Raw genomic sequence first — 26,371 nt, forward strand, 5'->3', positions numbered from 1 at the left:
AAAGCCACCGAATTAAATATAGGAAGTCTATATTTTAATCGGAAAATGTTCAAAATTAATGAGCAAAAAGTGTTCAATTTTACTTGACGGTTACAACTTCCAATGAAGTCATAATATCATCTACATCTAGGTCATGGTTACTTGTATTTTTAAGCTTTAAGTCAATTAAAATTAAATAATCAAATTGGGCCTCTTTCCCATCTAATTCTTCCAAAAGCTTTGCACTCTCCACAGTCATTTCATAAGTTCCAAGTGTTGTATCAAATTTTCCTGTGTCCCCTAATTTTAAATCTAATTGATCTTCTGTTGTGATTTCTGAGGTTCTTTTACCTAAATCATCATTATCTTTTGAGTCATCGTCTTTTTCAGCGTCTTCATTGTCTTTTCCATCATTATTTTCTTCATTAACTACGTTGTTATCCGATTCCTTTGCTTCATCTTTATCATCACTACATGCGACTAGCATAAATGTACTGATAAGTAATGCTGTTAAAATTAGAGTTAGCCTTTTCATGTTAAACACCTCTTGTTTTTGTTTATTTTAATATGATGCATGAACTTCTTTTTCGATATAAAAGGTATGACCTTCTACTCGACCATTGGCTTTTGTACTGCCTAATATGTCAATCAATTGAGGCAAAAAACATAAATTTATCGTTGATGTTGCTTTTTCTGTTACATAGGTTGAAGTTGAACGTTCTGATAAGTCTTGGTCTGTAGTAAAGCTACTTTTTCTTCAGTTATTGATGTATTATTTACTTGAAGGATAATAGTATCTCTTGACAATACCTCTTACTTTGCTTCATCTGCTGGGATAGTCCAGATCACTTGGTTACTTCCACCCGCAGCTACGTTTCCAGGGTCTTCCCTAAAATAATATTTTTCTGAATCATATGCTTCTGTTATAAATTGACCAGAAACTTCTTCTCCAGGTTGAATTGTCCCCGTTAATACTTCTACATTATCGAAAGATGGAGATGCATCGAAAAAACCAGATCCCTCAAGATTATCGGTAACTTCCAATGAAGTCATAATATCATCTACATCTAGGTCATGGTTACTTGTATTTTTAAGCTTTAAGTCAATTAAAATTAAATAATCAAATTGGGCCTCTGTTGTGATTTCTGATGAACTTTTACCTGAATCATCATTGTCTTTTGAGTCATAGTCCTTACATAATGTATGATAAAATCACTAACGAATTGTTAAAAACAAGTTATTTAGCATCTGCATCAGTGAAGAGAAAGCGCACCTCGTTTGAAACTGCATCTAAAAAGGTTCCGAATTGTAGAAAGTATTGGTCGCTATTATAAATATCAAATAATATGTAGCCTGTTTGCGATTCATTTGTTCCTATTTCTCCAGGCCATTCTTCAGCTACGCCTTCCACATAGAACCACGACATTCCAGATGAACCAGGTTCATCTGCTAAGGTAACACTACCAAGTATATCTTCTGCTGTGTATGAATCTTCGCCGAGATTTTTTAGAGTTAATTCAATTAAAGCAAACTTATCACCTTGAGGATATTCTTCACCTGCTTTTTCTAAAAATTCTACCGAATTCACTGTCACCTCAAATGATGTAAAATTATTATTTACTGTCCCAGTATCACCAATTTTTAAATCAAGCTGGTCTTCTCCCCATTCGCTATCTCCTGATTCATTATCGTTAACCTCTTCTTTATCTTGCTCAGCATTTTGTTTGGTTGGTTCTGTTACCTCATCCCCTTTTGTAACATCACTAGTTTCTTCCTTATCACTACATGCGACTAAGCCGATTGCTAGTAAAATGAACAATATTAATTGTAATAAACGTTTCATTGTTTATTCTCCCTTCTATGTATTGAAACTTACTTATTTGAATTCGGTAGATGGAACCAGGTTTCTCCGTCCAGCATTGGTTCGTAGATTAAAGTAGTCTTCGATAGCTGTAGCAACTAAATAGACTATTTCACCTATTATTTATTTATCTTATAATATTAACTTCATTCACTACTTTGCTTCATCTGCTGGTATAGTCCAGATCACTTGGTTACTCCAACCTGCCGCTACTACCCCTGGGCCCTCTCTAAAATAATATACATCTGAATCATAAACTTCAGTAATAAATTGACCAAATATTTCTTCTCCTGGTTTGATTTCTCCAGTTAGTTCCTCGATACTATCAAATGCACCAGAGGAGTCCCCGAAACCAGATCCCTCTAAGTCTTCAGTAATTTCTATAGAAGCCATTATATCGTCTAATTTCAGATCATTATTGCTTGTGTTTTTCACTTTAATATCAAGTAAAATAAATCTATCAAGTTGTGATTCAATTCCTTCAAACTCTGAATCCAATAACTTTGCTGACATAACAGTCATTTCGTAAGTGCCTAATGTTGTATCAAACTTACCTGTATCCCCTAGTTTTAAATCTAATTGGTCCTCTGTTATGATTTCTGATGAACTTTTATCTGAATCATCATCATTGTCTTTTGAGTCATCGTCTTTTTCAGCATTATTTTTGTCATTTTCATCATTATTTTCTTCATTTACTACATTGTTATCTGATTCCTTTGCTTCATCTTTATCATCACTACATGCAACAAGCATAAATGTACTGATAAGTAATACCGTTAAAATTAAAGATATCCTTTTCATGTTAAACACCTCTTTTATTCGTTTTAGTTATTTTAATATGATGCATGAGCTTCTTTTTCTATATAAAAGGTATTTCCCACATCCATTAAGGTTCTGTATTATTTTAGATTTGGATTTGGCAGTTGGAACCAGGTCTCATTGTCCTGCATTGGCTCATACGTTAATGTATAATAATCATGATCAGGACTCGCAGAAACATAGACTAGCTTTCCTGTTATTTCTTCTCCCAGAGCAAGCTCTTTTTCAAGCTCGTTAAAAAACATATCATCATACTCCGTCAGCTCCCCTCCTCCACCATCACCATATGTAAAATATGCCAAAAATCTTTCATTTGGTACATAAGCTTCATCACTAATATTCTTATATGTTACTTCTGCAACTAAAAATCCACTTTCATCATAAGCACTCTCTAACAGTTCTTCTAATGGCACTCCATCTACTTCTTTAGTAATCTCAAAACTATTGACCGTAACTTCATATTCTAAATCAAACTTATCATTCTTGATTACAGCTGTTTCTCCAATCTGATAAACTGGAATTTTATCATCAGATTCTTCTTTATTGTTATCATTGTTTTCTTCTGTTGTATTTTCATTTTCCTTCTTATTGGTCGCAGATGTGTTTTCTGCACCGTCACCGTCTCCACAAGCTGTTACAATTAACAGTATTGCGGTTAGTAATATGATTAATATGCGTTTCATGTTGAAGTCCTCCTTTTTGGTAACATAAAAGATTATTTCTCTGGATTCGGAAGGATAAAATGAGTTTCTTCATCTGACATAAATTCATATTTTAATGTGAATGTTTCCGAATCATCTAGAAGGATGACATATACTAAATGTCCTTCTAATTCTTCACCAGGGGCTAATTCTTTATCGCCAACTTCAAAAAATTCATCCTCGGATGTCACCCCTCCCCTATCATTTTCTCTAGCGAAGTTTGCAGAAAACATTTCATTAGGAACATACGACTCATCACTTATATTTTTAATTGTTATATCAATCACTGCAAACTTCGCATATTCATCATCCTCGGCGCCAAGTATATAATCTTCTATCTTAACACCGTCAACTTCTTTTGTTAGATTAAAATCTGTTACCGTTACTTCATAGTCAAAATCATATAAATCACTTGTAATAACCGCTGTTTCTCCAATCTGATAAACTGGAATTTCACCATCGACCTCATTTTTTTCTTCCGATTTAGTATCGTTGTTTATCTTTTTACTTAAAGTTTCCGATTGACTATTATCCTCACTACATGCGGACATCAAAAACATACTCGCCAATAATGCTGTTAAAATTAATGTTAGCTTTCTCATGATTTTTCACCTCTTAGTTATTGTTAATGTTTTATCAGAGAAGATTACATTAAACCTTCCTACACAATGACTTCACTTTGGCCTTTCACTCTTTTGTGATAAATGCATTTAATCTAATAACGTTCCATATCGATAGCTTTGCTCGTACTAGCTAGTCTAATAGCCACAAGTTTAATTGGAATAATTCAAATTATCCATATAATACATATACCATTTTTAGCCTGATTCGGTTTCATTTTTCAGAAAAATGATTCTTTATACCTAAATACATTTTCAATTTGTATTTCTTTTGACAGACTTAAAATAAACTTTTAGGATAAAATTCAGGTTTTTTGATAAACAAAGCATATTTTAAGCGACATAGAATACTCGCTCTGCAAAAAAGTCTCAGCGAAAATGCGACAGTTGTTATCGATAACATGAGGAGATCATCAAGGATATAGCATTAATTTGCGCCTTTCATTTTAATCAGTTATCAAATAAAAAAGCGGTAATTTCCAAAGGATTTACCGCTTTTTAATCGTTTATTCATTCGTTTCCCATTTAAACGTGTAGTCTACTTTACCTATTCTAAATTTGTCACCATCGTTTAATTCATAAACTTTAAATGGGACGAGTGCCTTTCCATTTACACGGGTTCCATTTTTTGAGTCTAAATCCTTTATACCGTATGTATCTTCGTCGATTTTTACAATTTCTGCGTGCTTTCTTGATACACCGATCGTATCCTCTAAATAATTGGCTAAATCACTGTTTCTTCCAATCATAAATTGATCTGAATCTACTATAATTTCGCTGACAGTGCCGTCTTCTGTTTCACGTATTAATATCGGTCGTATCTCTTCTTCACCATAAAATGATTCGTCCAGTAAGACGGTATCATCTGACTCATCATCCAATAAAGCGGTATCTGTATGTGTGGCCGCTATTGTTGTTGGCACTTGTGCTTGAGATACGGTTTGCGCAATCTCTTCTTTCTGTGCAATACTCGTTTCTTCACTTGGTAACGGCTGAACGATTTCTCGTTGTGTTTGAATCGGAGTTGCATGCTGATTGATTGTTTTACTTGGATTTTGCGACAATGATTCAGAAACATGTTGTAATTGGTTCTGTTGGATTGACTCTTGTCCAATCGGATGAACGGGTTGTTGCCTTTCTTGATGTTGTGATGGTATCGTGTCTGGAACCACCTGATGATCGTGTTGTTGGAAGTCGTGGTGTTGTTGTGGTGGTAATGGTTCGTGTTGTATCGGTTGTGCTGTGACATGCTGATGTTGCTTGTTCACTTGTGCCATCGTATTCCATTCGAGTTGCTTTCTAGATTCTTTTGGTGTTCCTTGTACTGGTTGTTGCTTAGCTTGTGGTGCTTGCTGATTCTGTTGATTGAGTTCCTTTGGCTCTGTTTCAATTCGTTTTACACCTGGGCGCCATACTTTTAGGAGTATAAAGACACATATTAATACAAATAAACTTGCTCCAGCACTAATCATAAGCATCTCTTCAGTTGGGTTCATTGTGTATAATTTCCAAATGATGGCGATTGCTAAAAGAGCACCTGCGAATAGGTAGACTTTTGCTCTAGATGATAGTGGTGGAAGTTTACCTTTCGATTTGTTTACCTTTTTACTTTTTTTCTGTGGTTTTGGTATTGGTTGATTTATTTGCATTTCTTTTTGATTATTTGTTGCAACGGTAGGTTGATTGACATTTAGATTGCCACCTAAATGAACTTGGCTCATCTGATTAACTTGGTTCATATTGGATTGTCGAGACATAAGATCTAGTAGTAATTCTTTAAAACCCGTAATATTAAAGGAAACATTTCTCATATAATTAGATATGATTTGGAAATCATTTTCTTGTAATCCTTTTATCTCTCTTGATACAGTCATAAATAAGTTCTTTATTTCTTCATTTATATTCTTTTCTCGTTTTAATTCCTTAATTGGAAAATAGGTAAGATACACATCACTAGCGTGCTCTCCAACGTATATGAAGTGAGGATCCAAAGTGAAATTTTCCTGATTTAACATGTATGGTCCACTGTTTTCAAGTGTTTTTATAATATTTAAGAAAAGCTGGTAAAAATCATTGATTGTTATGTTTGTATTGCGAATAAATGTTAAGAGCTGTTGCTTAGCATGAATATCATAGTGAAGCTTCGTCGTCATATCCATATTTTCAACTGTTAACGGCAAAAAATGTGGTATTCGGTTCGACTGAATCATTTTCAGTTGAACAACTTGGATATCCTCTGTTTGTAATGGTTGATTGTCTTTTTCTAAAAAGATGATAGATTGTCCATTTTGCTGTGATATGTTATAACCGAGATTGTAAACTGTTCTCATGCTTGAATCCCCCTTGTTGCGTTATGTATAGCAACTTTGTTATACAAAATACAAATAATAATATGTAATAGCGGTAGCAGGTATGACAGCATACATGAAAGGAAACCGCGTGCTTTTAGTCGTTTTAAAATCGTCTAGCCAACTCATATCTTTTGATGTAATTGTTTCAATAAGATGAAAAATAGCACTTGTTATTTGCTTTAAAAATGTATTGGTAAATAATAAAATAATAATTGCAATGAGACCAGCAACAATAACAGAATACATCATAAGATATAAGACAACTTGAATGCCGACTATCGCACCAATGGCGGCAAATAATTTTACATCACCGGCTCCAATTGCTTTAAATATATATAGAACCATGAATATTCCACCTGCAACGAGCAGTCCTAAAAAAGAAAAAATAAGACCATCAACACCACCCACAATGAGGTGGTATAAAACGCCGACTAAAGCACCGCCTGCTGATAACCAATTGGGAATCTTATGGTATTTAACATCTGTAATAAATGCAATAATTAAAAAAATAAATAAGATATAGTCCTGAATGTCCAGCATATTTATCCCCCTTTCTTTTATAACTTTGCATTATGATCCATTCCATATTCTTTCATAAGATGTTTTTTCTAATATTAATGTTTTGTCGACAAAAGGAATTTTTAAATCAAATTCGTATTGAACATTAATCTCTAAAAATTCGCCTTTTCCTCCAGCTAAACTCGGGATTTCAACATTATTAACTTTTAACTTATCGGGATTGAAAAAGTTCCAGTTTCCTGTTGCTTGTTCGAATTTTCCCCGGACAACTGGGGTTAATACATCAGCCGTTAAACTTTCTATAAAGTTTTCTATTGCTCCTTTTACATCAACACCAAAAAAGTCTAAACTTTCTTTTGCCCATTTAGTCGCTCCTTCTATATCTATATCTTTTTCCTTTTCTATGTTTTTAATTTTATTATTCATGTAGCCCGAAATACCTTCTTTCACCGTTTCAGCTGGATATGCATATGCAACTACAATTTCGCTTGTTTCTGCCGCAGCTTTATATAATGCCATATCCGCTACTGCTAAGCGAATTAATATCGTTAAGAATAAAATAAAAAACATAAAGAATGGCACAACCATCGCAGCTTCTAATGTTATACTTCCATCGCTTTTCCTAATTAATCTTTTCATCAAAATCACTCCTTTCATAGATTTAGAAAAAAATTTAATAAGTAAGAAATTTATAGATACATATATAAAATATGTTATAATTCTCGTTCTGTATCATGATGTAAATTAATTTATGTAGAACTACTTTTCTATTTTATTATACGAGGCATTATTGTTTGGGGAATTGATATGGTTACTTCATACCATTTTCCAAAAAAAGAAGGGGAGGGTATTGCCTCACGGCAATACCTCTTACTTTGCTTCATCTGCTGGTATAGTCCAGATCACTTGGTTACTACTACCACCAGCTACATTTCCTTCTTTTTTTCTAAAATAATATTCATCAGAATCATAAATATCAGTTATAAATTGACCAGATAGTTCTTCACCAGGCTTGATAGTCCCTTCCAGTTCCTGAACACTTTCAAATGCACCAGAACTATCAATATGACCCGAACCATCAAGATTGTCTGTAACTTCCATTGAAACCATTAGATCTTCTGCATCCAAATCATGGTTGCTTGTATTCTTAATTGTAATATCTAATAAAATAAAACCATAGTTGTAAGGCTCATTGCCATCTAATTCTGAATCTATTATTTTTGCAGAAGTAACGGTCATTTCATAAGTTCCAAGTGTTGTATCAAACTTACCTGTATCCCCTAGTTTTAAATCTAATTGGTCCTCTGTTGTGATTTCTGATGTGCTTTTACCTGAATCATCATTATCTTTTGAGTCATCGTCTTTTTCAGCGTCTTCATTGTCTTTTCCATCATTGTTTTCTTCATTAACTACATTATTATCTGATTCCTTCACTTCATCTTTATCATCACTACATGCGACTAGCATAAATGTACTGATAAGTAATGCTGTTAAAATTAAAGTTAGCCTTTTCATGTTAAACACCTCTTGTTTTTGTTTATTTTAATATGATGCATGAACTTCTTTTTCTATATAAAATGTATTGCCTTCTACTCGACCATTGATGGCCTTGGTACTGCCTAACATATCAATTACCTGAGGCAAAAACCATAAGTTTACTGTCGATGTTGCTTTTGCAGTAACATAGGTTGAACGTTCTGATAAATCTTGGTCAGTATCATGATGTAAAACAGCCATAAGACGTTCAAACTTTTCTCCCTCCATATGAACAAAAAGAAATAATCTCAAATGATCCTTGTAATTCATCTGAGGTATTCTTATCTTTTTACTTAACTTAATAGGAAACAAGTCTATTGATTTTCCATCTGTTATATCTATCATATTTTTCGCTGTTTCTTTAAATGCAAATCCTAAAGCAAACGCCCAAATAAATGGTCCAAATCCTCTTGCTTCTGGTTGCAAAAATCCCGCTGCTAAGTTAATAGCGAATCTAACGGCAAAAATTTCACTAATGGCTGCTGCATAGTTTGCACCACCACTATTAAGTCCATAAATAATGTATTCTACCTGGTTATTTGCGTACGTATAGCGGTCACTTGCCTTAAAGTCATGGCTTTGAAAGCGCATTAAGATATACTCATTAATATAAAGTTCATCGCGTGCGTTGATAAGTATGTTTCCTATATTTTTAAACAACATATCTACAAAACCAAATGCTTCATCCGACGTCTCGTCACGGTCTTCCAAAGAGAATTTATTGCCATTTTCCTCAATTTTCCCTCCATAGTGGACAACTAATTCGTTTAGCTTATCAAAAATATCCCTATCTTTTTTTATCCTTTCCATTTCTTCATCAAGGTCATCAAGCAATTCCTTTGTTTCATCCTTATGCTCGTCTGCCTTATCCTCTTCTTCTTTAATTTCATCTTCATTTTCCTTATAATCTTTACGATATTCACTGTTTTGGACAATATCTAAAGCATTGTTAACAGCTTCAAGGGTATCTTCATGATAATCTTGTATGTGTTCAACATGTCTATCATAACTACGATGTTTACCACTAAAATCCGATTCGACTCCCTCTAAGAATTCTTCTAATTTTGGAATAAGTTTACCTGTATTTTCATCAGTTTTTCTTAAATGTTCGTTTAGGGCCTTATTAACTTCTGCTTTTAGATCTGTAAAAAATTGTGGATTAATAACGTAATTATCTAGTGTTCCCATTAAATCTGAATCGTTCTGTTCAAGTTCTAGGCTTACTTCTTTTGCGTCTTCGTAATCTTTGGAGGATCCTTTTTTCTTTTGTTCTTCAATATCTGACTCAATTTCTTCATTAATATCTTCAGCTTCTTCGATAAGTTCTAGCGCTTCTTCTAATATCTCTTTTGCCCCTGTAGATCGGTGTATTAACCTTTTCAACAAACGAGTTGACTCGTTTTTAAATTTCTCCATGTTTTTTTTCTTTTTCTTTATTTCTCCTTCAGCTTCTTCGTCATCCTCTTCCTCATCTTCTTCATCCTTATTTTCTTGCTCTTTTTCATAGTCTTCTACATCTTCCAAATCGCTTAAGTATTGACCATGAAATCGAAAAATATCATCAATGTACTTAACATTAGGGTATTTATTACCCGCACCACTTTCACCATGAATATCATCTTCAATTTCTTCAAGCAATTCTTTTGCATCTTCTAGAAGCTGTTCTACATCTTCTAAAAGCTCTTCTCTATTCTTAGCTTTTTTATTAATTTTCTTAGCTACCTTCGCATAGTCTGACGCCTGTTGTACATGCTCTGCAATAGATAGAAAATCCTTTAACAAAGCCTCTCCAATCTCAACTGGAGCCTTATACTTCATTTCTTCTAAAATCTGATACTTTAAGATATCTTTGTTAGCGAGGCTGCGCTCCATATTTAAGTTTAGGGAAATTTCATTACCAACTGGCTTTAAGCCTAGAAGGTTGTAATTATCCCCCCCTTCTAAGTTCTTTTTAAAGACTTCTTTGAATACTGATTCAGCCTCCTTTTGATTATAGCTAAGACCGAAAAGCCCTTTGTTTTGTAAGTCCGTATTATAAGCAGCGAGTGACGAACGAAGAGCTACTTTAGCTGCTTCTTCGGTTTGCCTTTCTGCAACAATAATTCTAGCAAAATCAATTAAGACGGCATTAAATAAGAGTAGAAATACCGCTACAATAATAAGATAAATCGAAACTGCACCTTTTTCATTAACTACAAACTTATGAAAAGCCTTCTTAAATAATCGCTTCAATCATTTCTCCCCCCTTACTCGCCTTTATTCTTATTAAAAATGTTTAGATACTTTCCACCATACTCTTGCAATTTTCCCCAGCCATAAATAATAAAGTCGGTATTACGAATCAATTCAGTCTGCTCAACAATAGGGTGACTAGCAGATGCCCCTACAGAGTTGATACGGAATGCTTTTTGTAATACTTGTGGGAGTGCTAGTTTCTTTTCCAATGATACATTAATCTTTTGAACAAAAAATCCGTTGTCAAAAGTAATATTCTCGGAATATTTACCAGCTCTTTCCTTTTTCCTTTTTACTGTTCCACTATCTCCAAGGTTAAAACCAAATTTATCAAAATAATTATTTGATGTTAACCGCCAATAAAGACCGTCGCCATTCTTAGTGACATAGTCACTTTTTCCCATCTTCCCGGTTTCCCAGTCCATTGTGCTGCTACTCCATGTTTGGGCCATTCGACTTGCAATTTGATTAGCTTTATACTGAAGGGTGACTTTTTCATAGATGATTAGACTAAAAAAGATGAATAATATCGTTAATATTAAAAGAATGGGAAACATGATTGATGCTTCTAATGTGAAACTACCACGCCTGTCTTTTATGAAATGTCTTAACCGTTCCATTAGACTTAACCTCCTTCATTCATTGATAAAGTATATGTACATACTAAGTAACTTATAATTAAGGTGATAATTGTATATCTGAAAACAGCAATCTTTAGATCCGAATACCACGTCAGTATGCTGTTCACAAATATACGATTATCGAAAAAAGTATAATCAATGATGATTAGGAGGAAGTAGGTATTGGTGAGACAAATCATGATGTAGGTAACTTTCTCCCTACTTCTCCTACCTATTTAACTATTAATTTTGTGGGTTGAATTCATCAATATTATCATTGCCAAATCCTACTAATTTCTGAATCCAAGCTACAATCTCTTTACGGAATATTAAGGCAATCGCCACGATAACTGCGATGATCAACATAATCTCTAATGTTTGTAAACCTTCTTCATCATTCCAAAATTCAGTCATAAAGTTTTTCATGATTTCGCCTCCCTTCATTACTAATTTATATATATATGTTAACCTGGCTTACATAATCGTAAGAGCAGGATAACCTACAATAATCATGACGGCAATAAAGATTAATACGAGTGGAAAAACTAGTTTTGATGATGCTTCCTCACCTTTCGTTTTAGAAATTGTTTTTCGTTTTTCCCATAATTCATGTGATAGTTCTCTAAGTGCTAATAATAGATCACTGCCGCCTTTTCGGTAGTTTAATAAGATTGTCGTTGTGAATATTGAAATTTCTCGAATACCGCATTTTTTACTTAAATCATTTAATACTTGATGAAATGGTTCATTACTCATCATTTTATTGACTGTCTCTGTTAGCTCAATCATGAGTGGAGAATTTGGATTATTTGCTGTCGTAACACACTTAACTAGTGCTTGTTGTACGGTCTCTCCGGCATTGATGAGTAAAATCATTTTGTTCACAACTTCAGGTAATTCAAGGAGAATCATATCTTTACGTTCTTTTTCTTGTGTTGATAGCTTGCTAATCATGGCAAATGGGGTAAAAAATGTAAAAATGAGTCCAACAACTAAAATCGTTGTATCGCCTTCTGCTACTGCTGTAAATAAAAATGTCCCCATTAATCCAATAATGACAGTTGCCATTAATTGTGCTAAAAATAGCTTTGTATGTTGAAGTGCCGTTCGATTTCCATATAAACTAATCATTTTTTGCTGTATTTTTGCTATCTGCTCATAAAATCGTTGCATAATCTTAAATTTATCAATGATATAAAAACAAGCTGGAAACATAAACATCAGTGGATATTGCTTTTTATATGTTTCTAAGACGAGATTGTATTGGTCACCAACCTTTATAGAAACCGCAAGATAAAGAATTAAAATTACAACTGCTAGGATGAGATAAATATACATGTCATATCACACCTTAATTTTCATAATTCGCTGGCCCAACCAATAGGAAAAAACTAAAATGGCTAAACAGACAGTCATAATAATTGGACCACTATTATCCCAGCTATACATCGGCGCGAGATAATCATCAGCACTTGTCTTGAGTAATAAAATCATAGCTAATGGAGCTAGCGTCATTACTTTTGATTCAAACTTTTTTTGGGCAACCATTACTGAGACTTCTTGTTGGATATCGATTTTTTCACTAATAATGTCTGAAGTCCTACGAATCACTTCGACTAAATTGCCCCCAGTTCGCTTACATGTAATAAAGACGTTAGCGAAATTCTGGATATCATCAACATCTGAACGGACACTAAAATCATGGATGGCATTTTCAATTGTTTCACCGTTTTCCACACGCCGATTAATGACTTCAAACTCTTGAATAATATATGTGTTTGGATCTGGATATAGTAAATATAAATCTGTTACAACTTCTTTAAAGCTATTTTCTATAGACCGACCAGCTGCCAGTGAAGAAGATAGAGAGGCAATGGCTTCTTTAAATTGCATTCTTAACTTTTCTTTTCGTTGCTCTAATAGTTTTTTCTTTTGAATTTTAGGATAGAATAAACCTAATCCCCCAAAAATAATAACCATAATCTTACTTTCATAGAATAAGTAACCTACAAAGGCGAAGAATATAACAGCTATAGTCGCATAAAATAAATATTCTTTAATGGATAAACGATATACAGAGTAATCAATCAGATGTGTATCAACTTCTCTTTTTGATTTTTCTTTGATTTTATTCATAAAATGTTGCTTTTTAAGCTGGTCAATTTCTGAATGTTCAACTGTAGGTATGCCTTCTTTTTCTTGTTTTTTTCTTCTTATGATGACAATGACAAGTGTAATAATAAGGACTCCCAAAATGATGAACAATAATATATCAAACATCGTTTTCACCTTCTTTCTTATCGTTTTACAAGGATATACCAGCTAGTTTTAGCTTTGTTGTATTTTGAATATCATTTCCAGTCGGTTGGAGTGCTCCAATGACTTCGCCTTTTTCGTTTTCTCCTTCCTCAACAAATTGATAGAGTGGATTGAGGGTAATTTCTCCATCTTCAACATCTAACACTTCACTAATTTCTACTACTTTACGAGAATTATCACGTAAGCGCATGAGATGAACCATAATATCAATCGCTGAACTAATTTGTTTTCTAATCACGGTGACTGGTAATTCAGCTCCACTAAGGACCATCGTTTCTAATCGACTTAACATATCTTTTACAGAGTTAGCATGACCTGTTGAAAGCGAACCATCATGCCCAGTGTTCATCGCTTGGAGCATATCGAGGGCTTCTTCACCACGAACTTCACCTACAATGATTCGATCTGGTCTCATTCTGAGTGAAGAACGAATGAGGTCACGAATGGTAATTTCACCTTTTCCTTCCGTATTCGCATTTCTTGTTTCTAAGCTGACTAAGTTTGGGACTTGTTTGATTTGTAATTCTGCGGAGTCTTCAATCGTGATAATGCGTTCATCTTTAGGAACAAAATTAGACAATACGTTTAAAAAAGTTGTTTTACCGGATCCTGTTCCTCCACCGATAAAAATGTTGTATTTAGCAATAACTAGTTTCTCTAAGAAATCTGCTACTTCCTGTGTAATGGAATTAAAACGGATTAAATCTTCGATCATCAGTGGTTTTTCTGGAAATTTACGTATGGTCATAACGGGACCTTTGAGTGCAATAGGAGGTAATACGACGTTAACACGCGAGCCATCTTGTAACCTTGCATCAACAATCGGAGACGATTCATTGACGACTCGATTAACTCGAGAAACAATGGCCTGAATAATGTCCTCCAGTTTCTGCTCACTTTCAAATTGCATATCTACTTTTGAGATGGCACCGTCTCGTTCAATAAATATTTCCTTATGATTATTTATCATAATCTCTGTTATTGTTTTATCATCAATTAAGGGCTGAAGGATATCATATCCACGAAACGAGTTAAACACCCGATCGACTAAATACTTTATTTCACTTGATTTAATTTTATGTTCACGTGCATAATCAAATACTGCCGCTTCTACATATTCTTTTAATTCTTCATTAGAAATGGAATGCATTAAGTCGAGTGTTTCACGTAATTGCTGAATTAAACTTTTAATAACATGATCATAGTCCACCCGTCGCCACCCCCTCCTTGTTATACACGATAATATTTCGTGCGATTGTTTGTATTTCTTGATTAAATCTGTCATTACCTAATATTCCGTCATTTGTTTGTGGAACTAGCCAAGCTGAGATGAAAGGTAGGTATCCATCAATGGTCACACCTAGATCATCCATATCACCAATCTGTGCGCCAGTAAATTTATTTAAAATCGTTGTCATTCGATCTCTGATTATGTTTTTCTTGCCAAATAAATCTTCTTCCTTATCAAGCAGTGCTTTTGTTTTTAATATACTTTGATTATCGTTCGTCATAATCCAGAGAATGTTGTCGCTCTCGGTAAGCGCTGTCCGATTTCTTTCATGAAGTGATGAATCTAGATCTACAATGATATAGTTATATTCACCTGTTTTTACTATCCCATTAATTATTCTTTTAACCTCCTCACCTCTCATTTCAAGCATTTCTTCCGCATTTATTTCAATATCAAAATAATCTACCATTGCATAAGCATCATGCTTTTTTAATGTTTCAATCTTAGATAGCAGTTGTTTAAAGTCAGATTTAGCATAATAAAAGATTTGTAATGATGGATTATCCTCTTCTGATGAGAAAAATAAGCCACTAGAATTGATTGTTTCTAAGTTTAAATAAAACACCTTTGAGCCATTAAGAGCCAATTGTTTACTTAAATTGGCTGCAACGGTTGTTTTTCCTGTACCGCCAACAGGCGAGTAAACTGAAATGACCTTAGCTTGCTTACTTCTAACTAATTGTCTTTCAGCTGCTTCATTATGTTCATAATATAAACCTATAAGATTCGATAATAATTGACTTAATCTTTGATAACGATACACGCCTGGAAACGTACGATCATCGTCTGATAATATATCATCTTCAAGCAAAACAATAAGTACATCATCCGCTAAATTCATTACGGATTCATGTAAATCAGGACTAATCAGTAGAAGATCAATCGCATGCCCATGGTCAATATACTCTTGTAATATCTGTTGATCAGAAAAATATGTAAACACAAAACGTGAATCATTGTGCGACGTTCTTGTAAAAGAAACAAATGATTTTAAATAATCATGATTGCTATCTGCCACGACAACTCGTATTTTTTTCAAACTAACCCACCACCACATACCGAATTATAGAAATAATTAAAACAACTATGTTCTGTTATCTTACTAGATTTATCAGAAAAATCAATAGGGAAAAAGCAAAATAGTAATTTGGACCTACCGTGAAATGTAAATTTAGAATTGAACGACTTTTAACTGCTACATACATATTTTCTACTATAAATTGTGGCATTTTAGACGATTGTCCCTATTTTTTGCCTAAAATACGGCACGCTCTAGGTTATATATAACTAGTTCAATATATCTATTTGTAATATTTATGTAATAAAGAAATAACAATGTAAAGAAGAATTAACAATTATCATTAAGAAATCTCTATATAATCTTAAACAAATTATAAAAATAGTCTTAAAGTTGCATTAACAATTGTCGGTTGTGTTGTTAAAATGATTTTATATATCAAAAAAGGAGATGAAATAAAGTGAACTGTCAACACTGTGGTCATGAATTAACTCATAATGAAGATGTTTGCCCAAATTGTGGAGGCTTTATAGAAAAACATACTAATAAAGAAACTGCTGGAAAGAAAAAATTAGGGAAAAAGCCATTTTATATTGGCGGTGCGATTTTAGCTGTCATCATTATTTTTTCTGTCTTCTTTACAACTGGAAAAGCAAAATTTGACCCGTATAAAAAAATTCAAGCCTTTAAAGAAGCGGTGTTAGAAGAAAAAACGAAAGATGTTGCTGAAATGCTCTTAGTTGTTGATGATTCTTTTGAGATTAACAAAGACAATACGAAAGTACTTATCGATTATTTAAAGAATCATACAGATGACTTTGATCAATTAATTGAACAACTGGAAAGCCAAGCATCTGACTATCAAAAAGGGAGAATGCCATATATTGATGGTGCTTACGGAACGATTTATTTAGAAAGAAGTGGAAAGAAATGGCTCTTTTTCGATGAATATCATTTTGTCGTCGTTCCTGCATACATTCATATTTATTCAGCTAATAGTGAAATTGATTTATTAATTAATGATGAAAAAGTAGACACAACATCTGAACACGGGACACATAATGAGAGATACGGTCCATATATGCCTGGAGAATACACAGTAAAAGGAAAATTAGAAAGTGATTATTTTACTGCTGAAGAAACAGAGAATATAACTGCTTTTAATTTAAACAATGAAGCAGCCCATGCTGAAATTGATTTGAATATCGGACGTGTTCATATTAATTCGCCTTTTTCAGGGGAGTCAACACTTTTCATTAATGACGAAAAGACTGATATAAAAGTTGAACGCGGACGAAAATTGATTGGTCAGTTTCCACTTGATGAACCGATTACATTCCATGTTGAAAAAGAGCTGCCTTGGGATACGTTAAAGTCCGACAAAAAAGTGTTAAATGAAGAAGGACCAGACATAAGCTTTGAACCTCTTTCATTAATGACAGAAGAAGAAAAAGAAAAAATAAGAAATCTTGTTAATGATGTTTTTGATAGTTACACTAAAGCATTAAGTAAAAAAGATGCATCTCTTCTTCATAAACAGACGACAGATAATTTTAAGGAGCAACTGAAAGAAGATATAGATATGGTTAAAAAAGAACATCCAAAATATAAAGGAACGTTATTAAATGCCAGGTATCGAACGAGTTTTGATGGGGAGCCTGAATATGACGAAAAGAAAAAAGTTTACTCATTTGAAGTAACTGCATTGTATACGTATTACGAACCGAATGGAACAATCGGATGGCTTTTTGAAGGAGAGAATAGTCATGAATATCAACGTGGTCGAGCACTTTTCGTCATATATGATGAGAAAGATCAAGAGTGGAAAGTTGATAAATGGGAACAAGCATACATTGTTGATTCTGATAAAGCCCTTCATTACGAAATCAATAAAAAGCCAAAGTCTAAAAAGAAAAAATAACGACCATCCTCCTAACAAACATGAAACACCGCTTATCCTCCTACGAGAATAAGCGGTGTTTTTAATTATGCTTCTTTTTCCTTTTTGTTGCGACGTGTTAGTTTCGCTGTTAAATCATCAAAAAATGTGTAGACGACTGGGATGAGTAACAGTGTAAAGATACTGGATACGCCGAGTCCGAAGATAATCGTAATCGCTAATGGTTGTTGCATTTCTGCTCCTTCGCCAAGTGCGAGTCCGATTGGCACCATACCTAAGATTGTCGTCAGCGTCGTCATTAAGATTGGACGGAGCCTGCTTTTTCCTGCTTGAATAATCGCTTCGTACCTTTCGACACCACGGCGCCGTAATATATTAATATAGTCAACAAGTACGATCGAGTTGTTAACGACAATACCGGCCAACATGATGATTCCGATAAAGCCTGGAATACTTAATGGTAAGCCTGTAATGAATAATCCACCGAGTACACCGACTACCATCGTTGGCATTGAAAACATAATGATAAATGGAAATAGGAAGTTCTCAAATTGAATGGCCATCACAGCATAGACAAGGAAGATGGAGAAGACAAGGGCTTTTGCTAAGTCAGAAAATGACTCGACCATATCTTCAGCTTGCCCACCGATATTATAACTGTAGCCTTCTGGAAAACCTTTTTCCATATCTTTAAGCGTTGTTTCCACATCTTGAAGAACGCTTCCTAAGTCACGGTCAACGATATCACTTGTAACGTTCATTTGTGGTTGTTGGTTTTGTCTTAGTAATGAGACGGGACCTTGAACTTCTTTAAATTCTGCTACTTCTTCTAATGGGACAGTCGTCCCTTCTTGTGACGTGACCTTCATATCTTGTAAATCACTGATCTCTTGTCGCTCGTCTTCTGGATAGAGCAGAGTAACATTCATTTCTTGTCCTTCTTCACGGTATGTTGTCGCGACTTGACCTGTAAATTGCATTTGCACTTGACTTAAGATATCGTCCTGTGTCAATCCATATAGGGCGGCTTTTTCTTTTTCCACGACGATATGCATTTGTGGTACAGCTTCGTTTGCTGCTGTTTCTGGGTTATAGATACCTTCAACGGTTCTTATTTCACTTACGACATCATCAGCGAGTTCTCGAAGCGTGTCATGGTCGGGTCCGTTAAGTTCGATCGTAATCGGGTCCCCCATTGACATATCGCCATGACTTTCTTTCACCTTTATTTCTGCACCGACGATTGATTGTAAGTCGGCATTTATATCTTGAACAATTTCGGTTGTCGTTTTATCACGTTCATGACTCGGGACAAGTTGCATCATAAATGATGTCTTATTCCCTGATGAACCACCGATACCAAAGCCACCTGAACCGATGGTGACGAAGTTCGTTTCAATGACTGATTCGTATTTTTCTAATTTGTCATGGACTTGATCTGTGATGCTTTTGACATGTTCAAGTGAACTTCCAGGTGCTGTTTCGACTGATATTTCCATCTGTCCTTCATCTGCTGCTGGTATAAATTCCGCACCGATAAATGGAATTAAAACTAAACTTCCGACAATGGCTAGAATCGTAACAGTTACCGTTGTTTTACGATACTTTAAAACACGTTTCAAGGCACGGGCATATCCATTATTTAATCGCTCTAAAAAGCGATTAAACCAATATCTTCGTCCATGGTCTTCCATCGCTCGGGCAAGTAATTTCGATGACAACATCGGCACAAGTGTAACGGCGACAACTAATGATGCAATCAGTGAGAACGAGACGGTTAATGCAAGGGGTGTAAATAAGTCAGATGCGATTCCCTCGACATAAACAATGGGTAAAAAGACGACCAATGTTGTTGTTGTCGATGCAATAACCGCTGGTGCTAATTCGGATGCCCCTTTTGTTGCTGATTCGAAAAGACTGTATCCACGCTGACGATATGAGTAAATGTTTTCTAAAATAACGATCGAACTGTCGACCATCATTCCAAGTCCGAGTGCTAATCCACCGAGTGTTAACACGTTTAATGTTTGTCCAGTGAAATACATAAGAGCAAAAGTAGAGATAACTGCAATCGGAATCGATAGACCGATGACAATCGTTGCTCGAATACTTTTTAAAAATAACAGTAGGACGAATAACGCGATAACTCCACCGATAAGGATATTTTGAATAACAGAGTCAATCGATAGCTTTATAAATTCAGATGTGTCAATGACGACATCAAGTTTAACGTCTGACGCTAATTTATGATTGATTTCATCTAGATTATTTAAAATTTCATCCGCAACTGCGACTGTGTTGGCATCTGTCTTTTTCATAATCGATAACACAACGGCTGGTTCACCATTGACTAATGTTTCGGACGTTGATTTTTTAAATGTATCTTCTACTGTTGCAACGTCTTCGACATGGAGTTTTGCACCTGTTGGTGATTGGATGAGTGTTTTTTTAATATCTTCAAGAGAATGATATTCACCAACGACGCGGAGTTGTAAATCTTTATGTCCTTTTTCGACGGAACCGACAGATACGGATCGGTTCTGACTACTAACTGCCTGTGTAATCAATTGTGGGCTCACACCATATTGTTGCAGTTTCGCTTCATCAAGTATGAGTTGAATTTCACGTTCTTTTGCCCCATCAATCGTAACGGATGCGACACCTTCTTGCCGTTCAAAAAATGGAGCGATTTGATTATCTGCAAGGTCTGTTAAGACAGCCGCATCTTTTCCAGTTAAGCTAAGCCACATAACAGGCAATTGGTCCGGACTAAAACGCATAATATTCGGGTCGCCTGCCTGATCGGGCAACATATTTTTCACTTGGTCTACTCGTTCTCTGACATCAAGGAGGGCTTGGTCTAAATCAACCCCGTTATTAAACATCATTAAAACGAGTGAGTTACCTGATTGTGATTGAGATTGAATCGTGTTTATGCCTTCGACAGAACTAATCGCTGATTCAATCGGGCGACTTACTAAGTTCTCGACTTCCTGTGGTGCCGCGTCTTCATAGGTTGTCGCTATAACGGCAACGGGTAGGTCAATCTTTGGGAATAAATCAACGACTAGGTTCCGAACGGAGACAACACCTAGTGCGATAATGGCAAGGACGATCATGATGACACCGACTGGTCTTTTTACAGAAGTGTTTACTAATTTCACGATCTATTCCCCGCTTTCTTCGACGACTTTAATTTTATTTCCATCAGTTAACGTTAATTGGCCATTAACGATGACTTGATCTTTTTCCTTTAGTTTTCCTTCAACGGCTGTATAGTCAGACTGTGTTTCTTTAATCGTAACATTTACTTTTTCCGCTTTATTATCTTTAGCAATATAAATGAATGTTTCCCCTGCTTCTTCAACAAGTGCTTCAGTCGGTATTTTTAATGTGTTTTTAATCCGTTTTGTTGGAACGGTTATTTTTAAAATGGTTCCTGAAACGATTTTGTTGTCTTTATTATCAATTGTTGCTTCAATCGGGTAAAGCCCAGTATCACCAGGTAGTGTGCCGATCGATGTAATCGTAATTTTTTCCTTTTTACCATTATAAGTCGCTTGTAATGTTTGCTCTTTTTTAAAATGTTGACGGTCTTTTTCTGTGACGGAAAAACTTATATTTAATGTTTCTAAATCAGCGATGAGTGCGACTGGTTCTTCTGTTGAAACAGTGTCCCCTTCTTTTTTGGAGAAATTAACGAGTGTGCCATCTTTTGGTGCTTTGATTGTTTGTTTACCGTAAGGTGTTTTCACGACAAATAAAGTGTCGTCTTTTTTCACATCGGATCCTTCTTCTTTTTCGATTGAATCAATTTCTCCTGCTGCTTGTAGCATGATCGGTGTCGTTGTTTGTGGTGCTGTTCTTCCGTAAACGGTTTGTTCAACAACGAGATCCCCTTTAGTGACCTCAACCACTTCTACAGGGGTTTCTCTTTCTTTTGATTTTGCGTTTTCTGTATCTTCAGCTTTTTCTGTGCAAGCACTTAATATTGACATGATAAGTACGGCAATTAGTAAATAATGTGTTTTCTTCATTCGTTCGACTCCTCGTTTCTTTTTTTAAAAAACATATGATCTATACGATGATGATCGGCTTTTGTTTCATATCTTATGATAATTGTATTTATAACGGAGATTAAAAAAAGCGGGTAATTCTAATGTTGTTCGTTCATTTATCTTTCTAGTGTAGTCACATCGCCACTATTTTTCAAGTGTGATAGGTACTAAAATAATTGTACTATTAGATGAATGATATTGCATTTGTTTTACTTTTATACATGTATTTTTCTTCTATCAATGTGAACAAAAAAAGAGAGCATATGTATTCTCACCATGCCCTCTATCATTCAATAAAAATGCTTATTGATTATCGTTATTATCTCCCATATCGCTTCCGTTGTCTTGATTAATGTCACCGTTGTCACCATCATTTTGATCGAGTGGTGCGTTGTTGTTATCGTTGTTATTATTATCTGGAGCTGCACAAGCTGTAAAAACGGTTAAAGCCATAAATGGAACGAGTAGACGAACTAACCATTTATTTTTCATTATTTTCCCTCCTTCTGACGGTCGTGTTGTAATGGTATACAATGGTTAGTTTGTCCTGCTTTAAAAAAGTCATGCGGGTTATTTTGGAAAATTTAAGTGAAGTTGAGAAAGATGAAAGGAAAAAATTGAACACCATGCTTGATGTGGATGTATTTAAGTTTCGAAAGGATGATACTTTTTAAAAAGCGTCTCATGTCGAAAATCACGACTACGAGACGCTCGCTTCATTATTTAATCGCAAACATAATTTCTGCTTCACAGGCCAATTCACCATCAACTGTGGCGATGCCTTTACCTTTACCAATAGGACCTTTCATACGTAGGATTTCGACTTCGAGTTTTAATGTGTCTCCTGGTCTTACTTGGCGTTTGAAGCGACACTTATCAATGCCGGCTAAGAAGCCTATTTTCCCTTTGTTTTGCTCCATATTTAACATGGCAATGGCTCCTGTTTGAGCAAGTGCTTCCACGATGAGAACGCCTGGCATAACAGCATATTCTGGAAAATGCCCTTGAAAAAAAGGTTCATTTGCTGTTACGTTTTTCATTCCGACGACGCGTTTACCTTCTTCCATTTCTAATACTTTATCGACAAGCAGAAAGGGATAGCGGTGGGGAATTGTTTGTTTAATTTGTTCAATATCCACGAGATCACTCCTTTTACTTCTTCTTTTTATGTAGATTGAGAAAAAGCTCGCATCAGAAAAGTGCAAGCTTTTTATATTATAAACTATTTTTCTTTATTGACGATATCTATGATATGTTGCCATGTTTCTATTTTTATGGCATCTTTCGGATCACCGTCTCCAAGAACACCATAACCAATCATTAAACCAGCAATAAGGGCAGCTGCTGCCAAAATAGCAATGACAATTAGACGGAGCCAAATTGGAAAAATCCGGCGACGTGGTCTTTTTGTTTTTTGTTTCGCTGCTTTTTTCATTTTCTTACGTTCTCTTCGTGAAAGTGTTTCTGTTTCTTGTGTGGTTTGTATTTGTTTTTTCTGTTTATGTTCTTTTCTCGTTGCTGGTTTTTCTAACTGCTTTGTTCCCATGGCAAATTTCGCCTCTTTCTCTTATCAACATCGATTAGAATATCGTTATTATAACATATTATATTTTACAGCATTTGAAAACTTTATGATCGTATTTGGTTAATTAATCCCATCATTTGATCGCCCATCGTAATCGTACGTGCATTCATTTGATAAGAGCGCTGCGTTGTTATTAGGTGAGTCATTTCTTCTGCTAAATTGACATTGGATTGCTCGAGTGCTTGGCTTTGAACTAGTTCAGCCGTATCATCTGCCATTTGCAAAATATCTAATTCGTTATAACCTAGTGCTTCTAAGTCTGGTAATCTGAATAAATTGTCACCCGCAGCTTCTAGCACACGTGGACGAATCACTTCTACAATAGCCAACTGATCGACAAATTGATCAACACCGTTTCGCGTAACGTATATCGCACCATTCGAGCGAATCGATATATCATCAAAACCTTCTTCAATATCGATTGGACCGGCTAATCCCATGATTGGATGGCCATCCGATGTAACGAGACGGACATGTCCTGTTCCAGTCGGATGTAAATATAATGCACCATCTCTCGTATATCGTGTTTCGATGTTTCCTGAAACTTCAACTTGAACAGGGTAGAAATGATTTTCTTTAAGTAGAACGGTATCTAATGATCGGTCTGTTTGTTTAATGGACCCTATCGCAAAGTTTCTCTGAATGGAACCTAGTTTAGCACCTGAACCGACACGTATACCATCTGGTGTTAAACGTCCTTCAGCATTCGCACGATCTGTCATATTATTGATTTGCTGAAATAGTAGAGAAGAAAATTCGGTTTGGCGACTTTTGTATCCTGTCGTTTGGCTATTTGCTAGATTATTGCCGATGGTATCCAACTTATTCTGTAGTTGATTCATTGTAACTGCGGCTTGAATCATCATACGTGACATAAAGTTTGTCTCCCCCATTTTCATTTTATAAGATCGCGTATTATGATAAGTGATTGGTATTCATATTCGTATTAGCCTATCCGACCGATATCATTCACTGCTTTTCCCATACTTTCATCATATGCTTTTAAAACGCGTTGATTTGTTTCGAACATACGATAAGCTTCTATCATCTGTGTCATCGTTTGTAAAGCATTGACATTGGACTCTTCTAAAAAACCTTGTTGAATGTGATATGCTGCATGAGCAGGTATCGCATCTGTTGGTCCTACGTATAAATCATTACCTTCTTTTTCTAATATATGGGCATCAGCTACATAACGAATATCTAATTGAGACACTTGAGTATCTGTTTCAATTTGTCCGTCAGGTGTAACAGTAAAGTCTAGCCCGTCTGTAAAAATTCGATTTTGGTTATTATCTAATACATAATAACCTTTTGTTGTGACAAGATAGCCTTCACCATCAACTGTAAAATTCCCGTTACGCGTAAGGCGGATATCGCCTGCTTCATTTTGTACAGCGAAAAAGAAGCTGCCATTTTCATCAGGTACATTTTCTTGAATGAGGGCTAAATCTGTATCTATTCCTGTTTCGCGAATATCTCCCTGATTAAAATAGGGCACATATTCTTGAATATAAACACCTGTATTCAAGCTACCGATAGGGCGATTTGTCGGGACTTTCATACCGTGTTTAACGGGCAACTGTTTTGCGTTTATTTCATGCATAAGCATTTCTGGAAAGGCGCGAAATGTTGCTCGGTCGGCTTTATACCCCGGTGTGTTCGCATTTGCTATATTGTTAGATAATGCTTCTTGATAGCGTTGTTGTGCAATCATACCACTAGCTACCGTATAAAAACCTCTTAACACGTTCCATCCATCTCCTTCATGTTAGCTAAGCGTTTTCAGGATTTTCTATCGTTAAATAATTTTTCTCCGTTCTATCTTATCAATATTGGCTAGCATCATACCAGTTCCTTTAGCGACACAATTTTTCGGTTCTTCTGCAATAAAGACAGGAACTTTTAACTGCTCTGCTAGTAATTGGTCAATGCCATGAATGAGTGCGCCACCACCAGTTAAAATGACACCGCGATCAATAATGTCAGCTGATAATTCAGGTGGCGTCCGTTCGAGTACTGACTTGGCTGCGTGGACGATGACAGAGACCGATTCTCGTAAGGATTGTTCTATTTCTTTAGAATGAATGGTTATCGTTCGTGGTAATCCAGTTACTAAGTCGCGACCGCGAATATCCATGCTTTCATCTCTTCCTTCTGGAAATACAGTAGCGACATTGATCTTGATATCTTCTGCTGTACGTTCTCCAATAAGCAAGTTGTATTCTTTTTTTATGTATTGAAGAATATCTTGATCAATCGTATCTCCGGCCATTTTAATCGATTCAGATGTCACAATGTCCCCCATTGATAAGACGGCAACATCAGTCGTTCCACCACCGATATCAATGACCATATTACCACTCGGTTGGAAGATTTCCATCCCCGCACCGATGGCAGCGACTTTCGGCTCTTCTTCTAAATATACTTTTTTACCACCGGATTTTTGGGCTGCTTCTTTAATCGCTTTTTGTTCTACTTTTGTAATATTTGTCGGACAACAAATAAGCATCCGTGGTTTGGATAGAAATCCGCGTACTTTTATTTTGTTAATAAAATGTTTTAGCATCGCTTCTGTGACGTCAAAATCGGCAATAACACCATTCTTCAAAGGGCGAATCGCTTCGATATTTCCAGGCGTACGCCCTACCATGCGACGTGCTTCTTCGCCCACTTCTAAAACTTTTCCAGTCGTTCGATCCATAGCCACGACTGCAGGCTCGTTTAAAACAATTCCTTTTCCTTTAACATGAATTAACACATTGGCCGTTCCAAGGTCAATTCCGATATCTCGCGAAAACATCGTCTGGTTCCTCCTAATATTCTTCATTTCGCCTGTAAATTATATATGCAACTAATATCATATTTTACCACAAATTGAAACAATTAAGTGTATAATCTTAAAGAAACTTTTATGATTTTGTAAAGATATGTCGAATGACTATTTGTATGACGTTTT

At 35.3% G+C, this 26,371-nt stretch carries 26 protein-coding genes; 1 reads left to right on the forward strand and 25 read right to left on the reverse strand.

Annotated features, from left to right (window positions below):
* Window positions 1-79: 79 nt before the first annotated feature.
* The 17 genes from HNQ35_RS11175 to HNQ35_RS11255 form a co-directional block, all read right to left on the reverse strand.
* Window positions 80-514 (reverse strand): hypothetical protein, encoded by a 435-nt coding sequence (locus HNQ35_RS11175; RefSeq protein ID WP_183330156.1) that lies wholly within the window; start codon window positions 512-514, stop codon window positions 80-82.
* Window positions 515-792: 278 nt separating this feature from the next.
* Window positions 793-1,122 (reverse strand): DUF4352 domain-containing protein, encoded by a 330-nt coding sequence (locus HNQ35_RS11180; protein WP_183330164.1) that lies wholly within the window; start codon window positions 1,120-1,122, stop codon window positions 793-795.
* 94 nt (window positions 1,123-1,216) lie between these two features.
* Window positions 1,217-1,822 (reverse strand): DUF4352 domain-containing protein, encoded by a 606-nt coding sequence (locus HNQ35_RS11185; RefSeq protein ID WP_183330158.1) that lies wholly within the window; start codon window positions 1,820-1,822, stop codon window positions 1,217-1,219.
* 171 nt (window positions 1,823-1,993) lie between these two features.
* Window positions 1,994-2,641, reverse strand: a complete 648-nt coding sequence (locus HNQ35_RS11190) for a hypothetical protein (RefSeq protein WP_146938846.1) — start codon at window positions 2,639-2,641, stop codon at window positions 1,994-1,996.
* A gap of 98 nt (window positions 2,642-2,739) precedes the next feature.
* Window positions 2,740-3,342, reverse strand: a complete 603-nt coding sequence (locus HNQ35_RS11195) for a DUF4352 domain-containing protein (RefSeq protein ID WP_146938845.1) — start codon at window positions 3,340-3,342, stop codon at window positions 2,740-2,742.
* A 32-nt stretch (window positions 3,343-3,374) separates the two neighbouring features.
* Entirely contained in the window at window positions 3,375-3,962 is a 588-nt protein-coding gene (locus HNQ35_RS11200; RefSeq protein ID WP_146938844.1) for a DUF4352 domain-containing protein, read from the reverse strand.
* Window positions 3,963-4,486: 524 nt separating this feature from the next.
* Window positions 4,487-6,310 (reverse strand): DUF6382 and FHA domain-containing protein, encoded by a 1,824-nt coding sequence (locus tag HNQ35_RS11205; protein ID WP_146938843.1) that lies wholly within the window; start codon window positions 6,308-6,310, stop codon window positions 4,487-4,489.
* A gap of 39 nt (window positions 6,311-6,349) precedes the next feature.
* Complete coding sequence (locus HNQ35_RS11210; protein ID WP_146938842.1) at window positions 6,350-6,871, reverse strand: A24 family peptidase; 522 nt, start codon at window positions 6,869-6,871, stop codon at window positions 6,350-6,352.
* A 30-nt stretch (window positions 6,872-6,901) separates the two neighbouring features.
* The gene (locus HNQ35_RS11215) at window positions 6,902-7,489 is read right to left on the reverse strand and encodes a TadE/TadG family type IV pilus assembly protein (protein WP_146938841.1); all 588 of its coding nucleotides are present in this window, start codon (window positions 7,487-7,489) and stop codon (window positions 6,902-6,904) included.
* Between the two features lie 231 nt (window positions 7,490-7,720).
* On the reverse strand, window positions 7,721-8,365 hold the full coding sequence (locus HNQ35_RS11220; protein WP_183330160.1) for a DUF4352 domain-containing protein: 645 nt from the start codon (window positions 8,363-8,365) through the stop codon (window positions 7,721-7,723).
* A 27-nt stretch (window positions 8,366-8,392) separates the two neighbouring features.
* Window positions 8,393-10,618, reverse strand: a complete 2,226-nt coding sequence (locus HNQ35_RS11225; RefSeq protein WP_183330162.1) for a DUF5702 domain-containing protein — start codon at window positions 10,616-10,618, stop codon at window positions 8,393-8,395.
* A gap of 14 nt (window positions 10,619-10,632) precedes the next feature.
* A complete protein-coding gene (locus HNQ35_RS11230; RefSeq protein WP_146938404.1) occupies window positions 10,633-11,241 on the reverse strand; it encodes a pilus assembly protein in 609 nt (202 codons plus the stop codon).
* A 243-nt stretch (window positions 11,242-11,484) separates the two neighbouring features.
* Window positions 11,485-11,667 (reverse strand): Flp1 family type IVb pilin, encoded by a 183-nt coding sequence (locus HNQ35_RS11235; protein ID WP_146938405.1) that lies wholly within the window; start codon window positions 11,665-11,667, stop codon window positions 11,485-11,487.
* 48 nt (window positions 11,668-11,715) lie between these two features.
* Window positions 11,716-12,579: a type II secretion system F family protein gene (locus HNQ35_RS11240; protein WP_146938406.1), complete on the reverse strand. Its 864-nt coding sequence runs from the start codon at window positions 12,577-12,579 to the stop codon at window positions 11,716-11,718.
* A gap of 6 nt (window positions 12,580-12,585) precedes the next feature.
* The gene (locus tag HNQ35_RS11245) at window positions 12,586-13,521 is read right to left on the reverse strand and encodes a type II secretion system F family protein (RefSeq protein WP_146938407.1); all 936 of its coding nucleotides are present in this window, start codon (window positions 13,519-13,521) and stop codon (window positions 12,586-12,588) included.
* A 25-nt stretch (window positions 13,522-13,546) separates the two neighbouring features.
* Window positions 13,547-14,710, reverse strand: coding sequence for a TadA family conjugal transfer-associated ATPase (locus tag HNQ35_RS11250; protein ID WP_146938419.1), 1,164 nt, complete (start codon window positions 14,708-14,710; stop codon window positions 13,547-13,549).
* 49 nt (window positions 14,711-14,759) lie between these two features.
* Entirely contained in the window at window positions 14,760-15,890 is a 1,131-nt protein-coding gene (locus HNQ35_RS11255) for an AAA family ATPase (protein WP_170226718.1), read from the reverse strand.
* A 439-nt stretch (window positions 15,891-16,329) separates the two neighbouring features.
* Between HNQ35_RS11255 and HNQ35_RS11260 the strand changes: the two genes are divergently transcribed.
* Complete coding sequence (locus HNQ35_RS11260) at window positions 16,330-17,790, forward strand: zinc ribbon domain-containing protein (protein WP_146938409.1); 1,461 nt, start codon at window positions 16,330-16,332, stop codon at window positions 17,788-17,790.
* 65 nt (window positions 17,791-17,855) lie between these two features.
* Here the strand turns inward: HNQ35_RS11260 and HNQ35_RS11265 are convergent, their stop codons facing one another.
* The 8 genes from HNQ35_RS11265 to HNQ35_RS11300 all read right to left on the reverse strand — a co-directional run bounded on the left by HNQ35_RS11265 (window position 17,856) and on the right by HNQ35_RS11300 (window position 26,215).
* Window positions 17,856-20,933: an efflux RND transporter permease subunit gene (locus tag HNQ35_RS11265; protein WP_146938410.1), complete on the reverse strand. Its 3,078-nt coding sequence runs from the start codon at window positions 20,931-20,933 to the stop codon at window positions 17,856-17,858.
* A 3-nt stretch (window positions 20,934-20,936) separates the two neighbouring features.
* Window positions 20,937-21,806 carry an efflux RND transporter periplasmic adaptor subunit gene (locus HNQ35_RS11270; protein WP_146938411.1) on the reverse strand — a complete coding sequence of 290 codons (870 nt, stop codon included), beginning with the start codon at window positions 21,804-21,806 and terminating at the stop codon, window positions 20,937-20,939.
* A 324-nt stretch (window positions 21,807-22,130) separates the two neighbouring features.
* Entirely contained in the window at window positions 22,131-22,319 is a 189-nt protein-coding gene (locus HNQ35_RS11275; RefSeq protein WP_146938412.1) for a hypothetical protein, read from the reverse strand.
* 227 nt (window positions 22,320-22,546) lie between these two features.
* Window positions 22,547-22,966: a 3-hydroxyacyl-ACP dehydratase FabZ gene (fabZ, locus tag HNQ35_RS11280; protein WP_146938413.1), complete on the reverse strand. Its 420-nt coding sequence runs from the start codon at window positions 22,964-22,966 to the stop codon at window positions 22,547-22,549.
* 83 nt (window positions 22,967-23,049) lie between these two features.
* Entirely contained in the window at window positions 23,050-23,373 is a 324-nt protein-coding gene (locus HNQ35_RS11285) for a DNA-directed RNA polymerase subunit beta (protein WP_146938414.1), read from the reverse strand.
* Between the two features lie 83 nt (window positions 23,374-23,456).
* Window positions 23,457-24,287, reverse strand: a complete 831-nt coding sequence (locus tag HNQ35_RS11290) for a flagellar hook-basal body protein (protein WP_146938415.1) — start codon at window positions 24,285-24,287, stop codon at window positions 23,457-23,459.
* 71 nt (window positions 24,288-24,358) lie between these two features.
* Window positions 24,359-25,162 carry a flagellar hook-basal body protein gene (locus HNQ35_RS11295; RefSeq protein ID WP_146938416.1) on the reverse strand — a complete coding sequence of 268 codons (804 nt, stop codon included), beginning with the start codon at window positions 25,160-25,162 and terminating at the stop codon, window positions 24,359-24,361.
* A gap of 51 nt (window positions 25,163-25,213) precedes the next feature.
* Window positions 25,214-26,215 carry a rod shape-determining protein gene (locus HNQ35_RS11300; protein ID WP_146938417.1) on the reverse strand — a complete coding sequence of 334 codons (1,002 nt, stop codon included), beginning with the start codon at window positions 26,213-26,215 and terminating at the stop codon, window positions 25,214-25,216.
* Window positions 26,216-26,371: the final 156 nt, after the last annotated feature.

It is taken from the genome of Cerasibacillus quisquiliarum, from assembly GCF_014202495.1.
GTDB classification, from domain to species: Bacteria; Bacillota; Bacilli; order Bacillales; family Amphibacillaceae; genus Cerasibacillus; species Cerasibacillus quisquiliarum.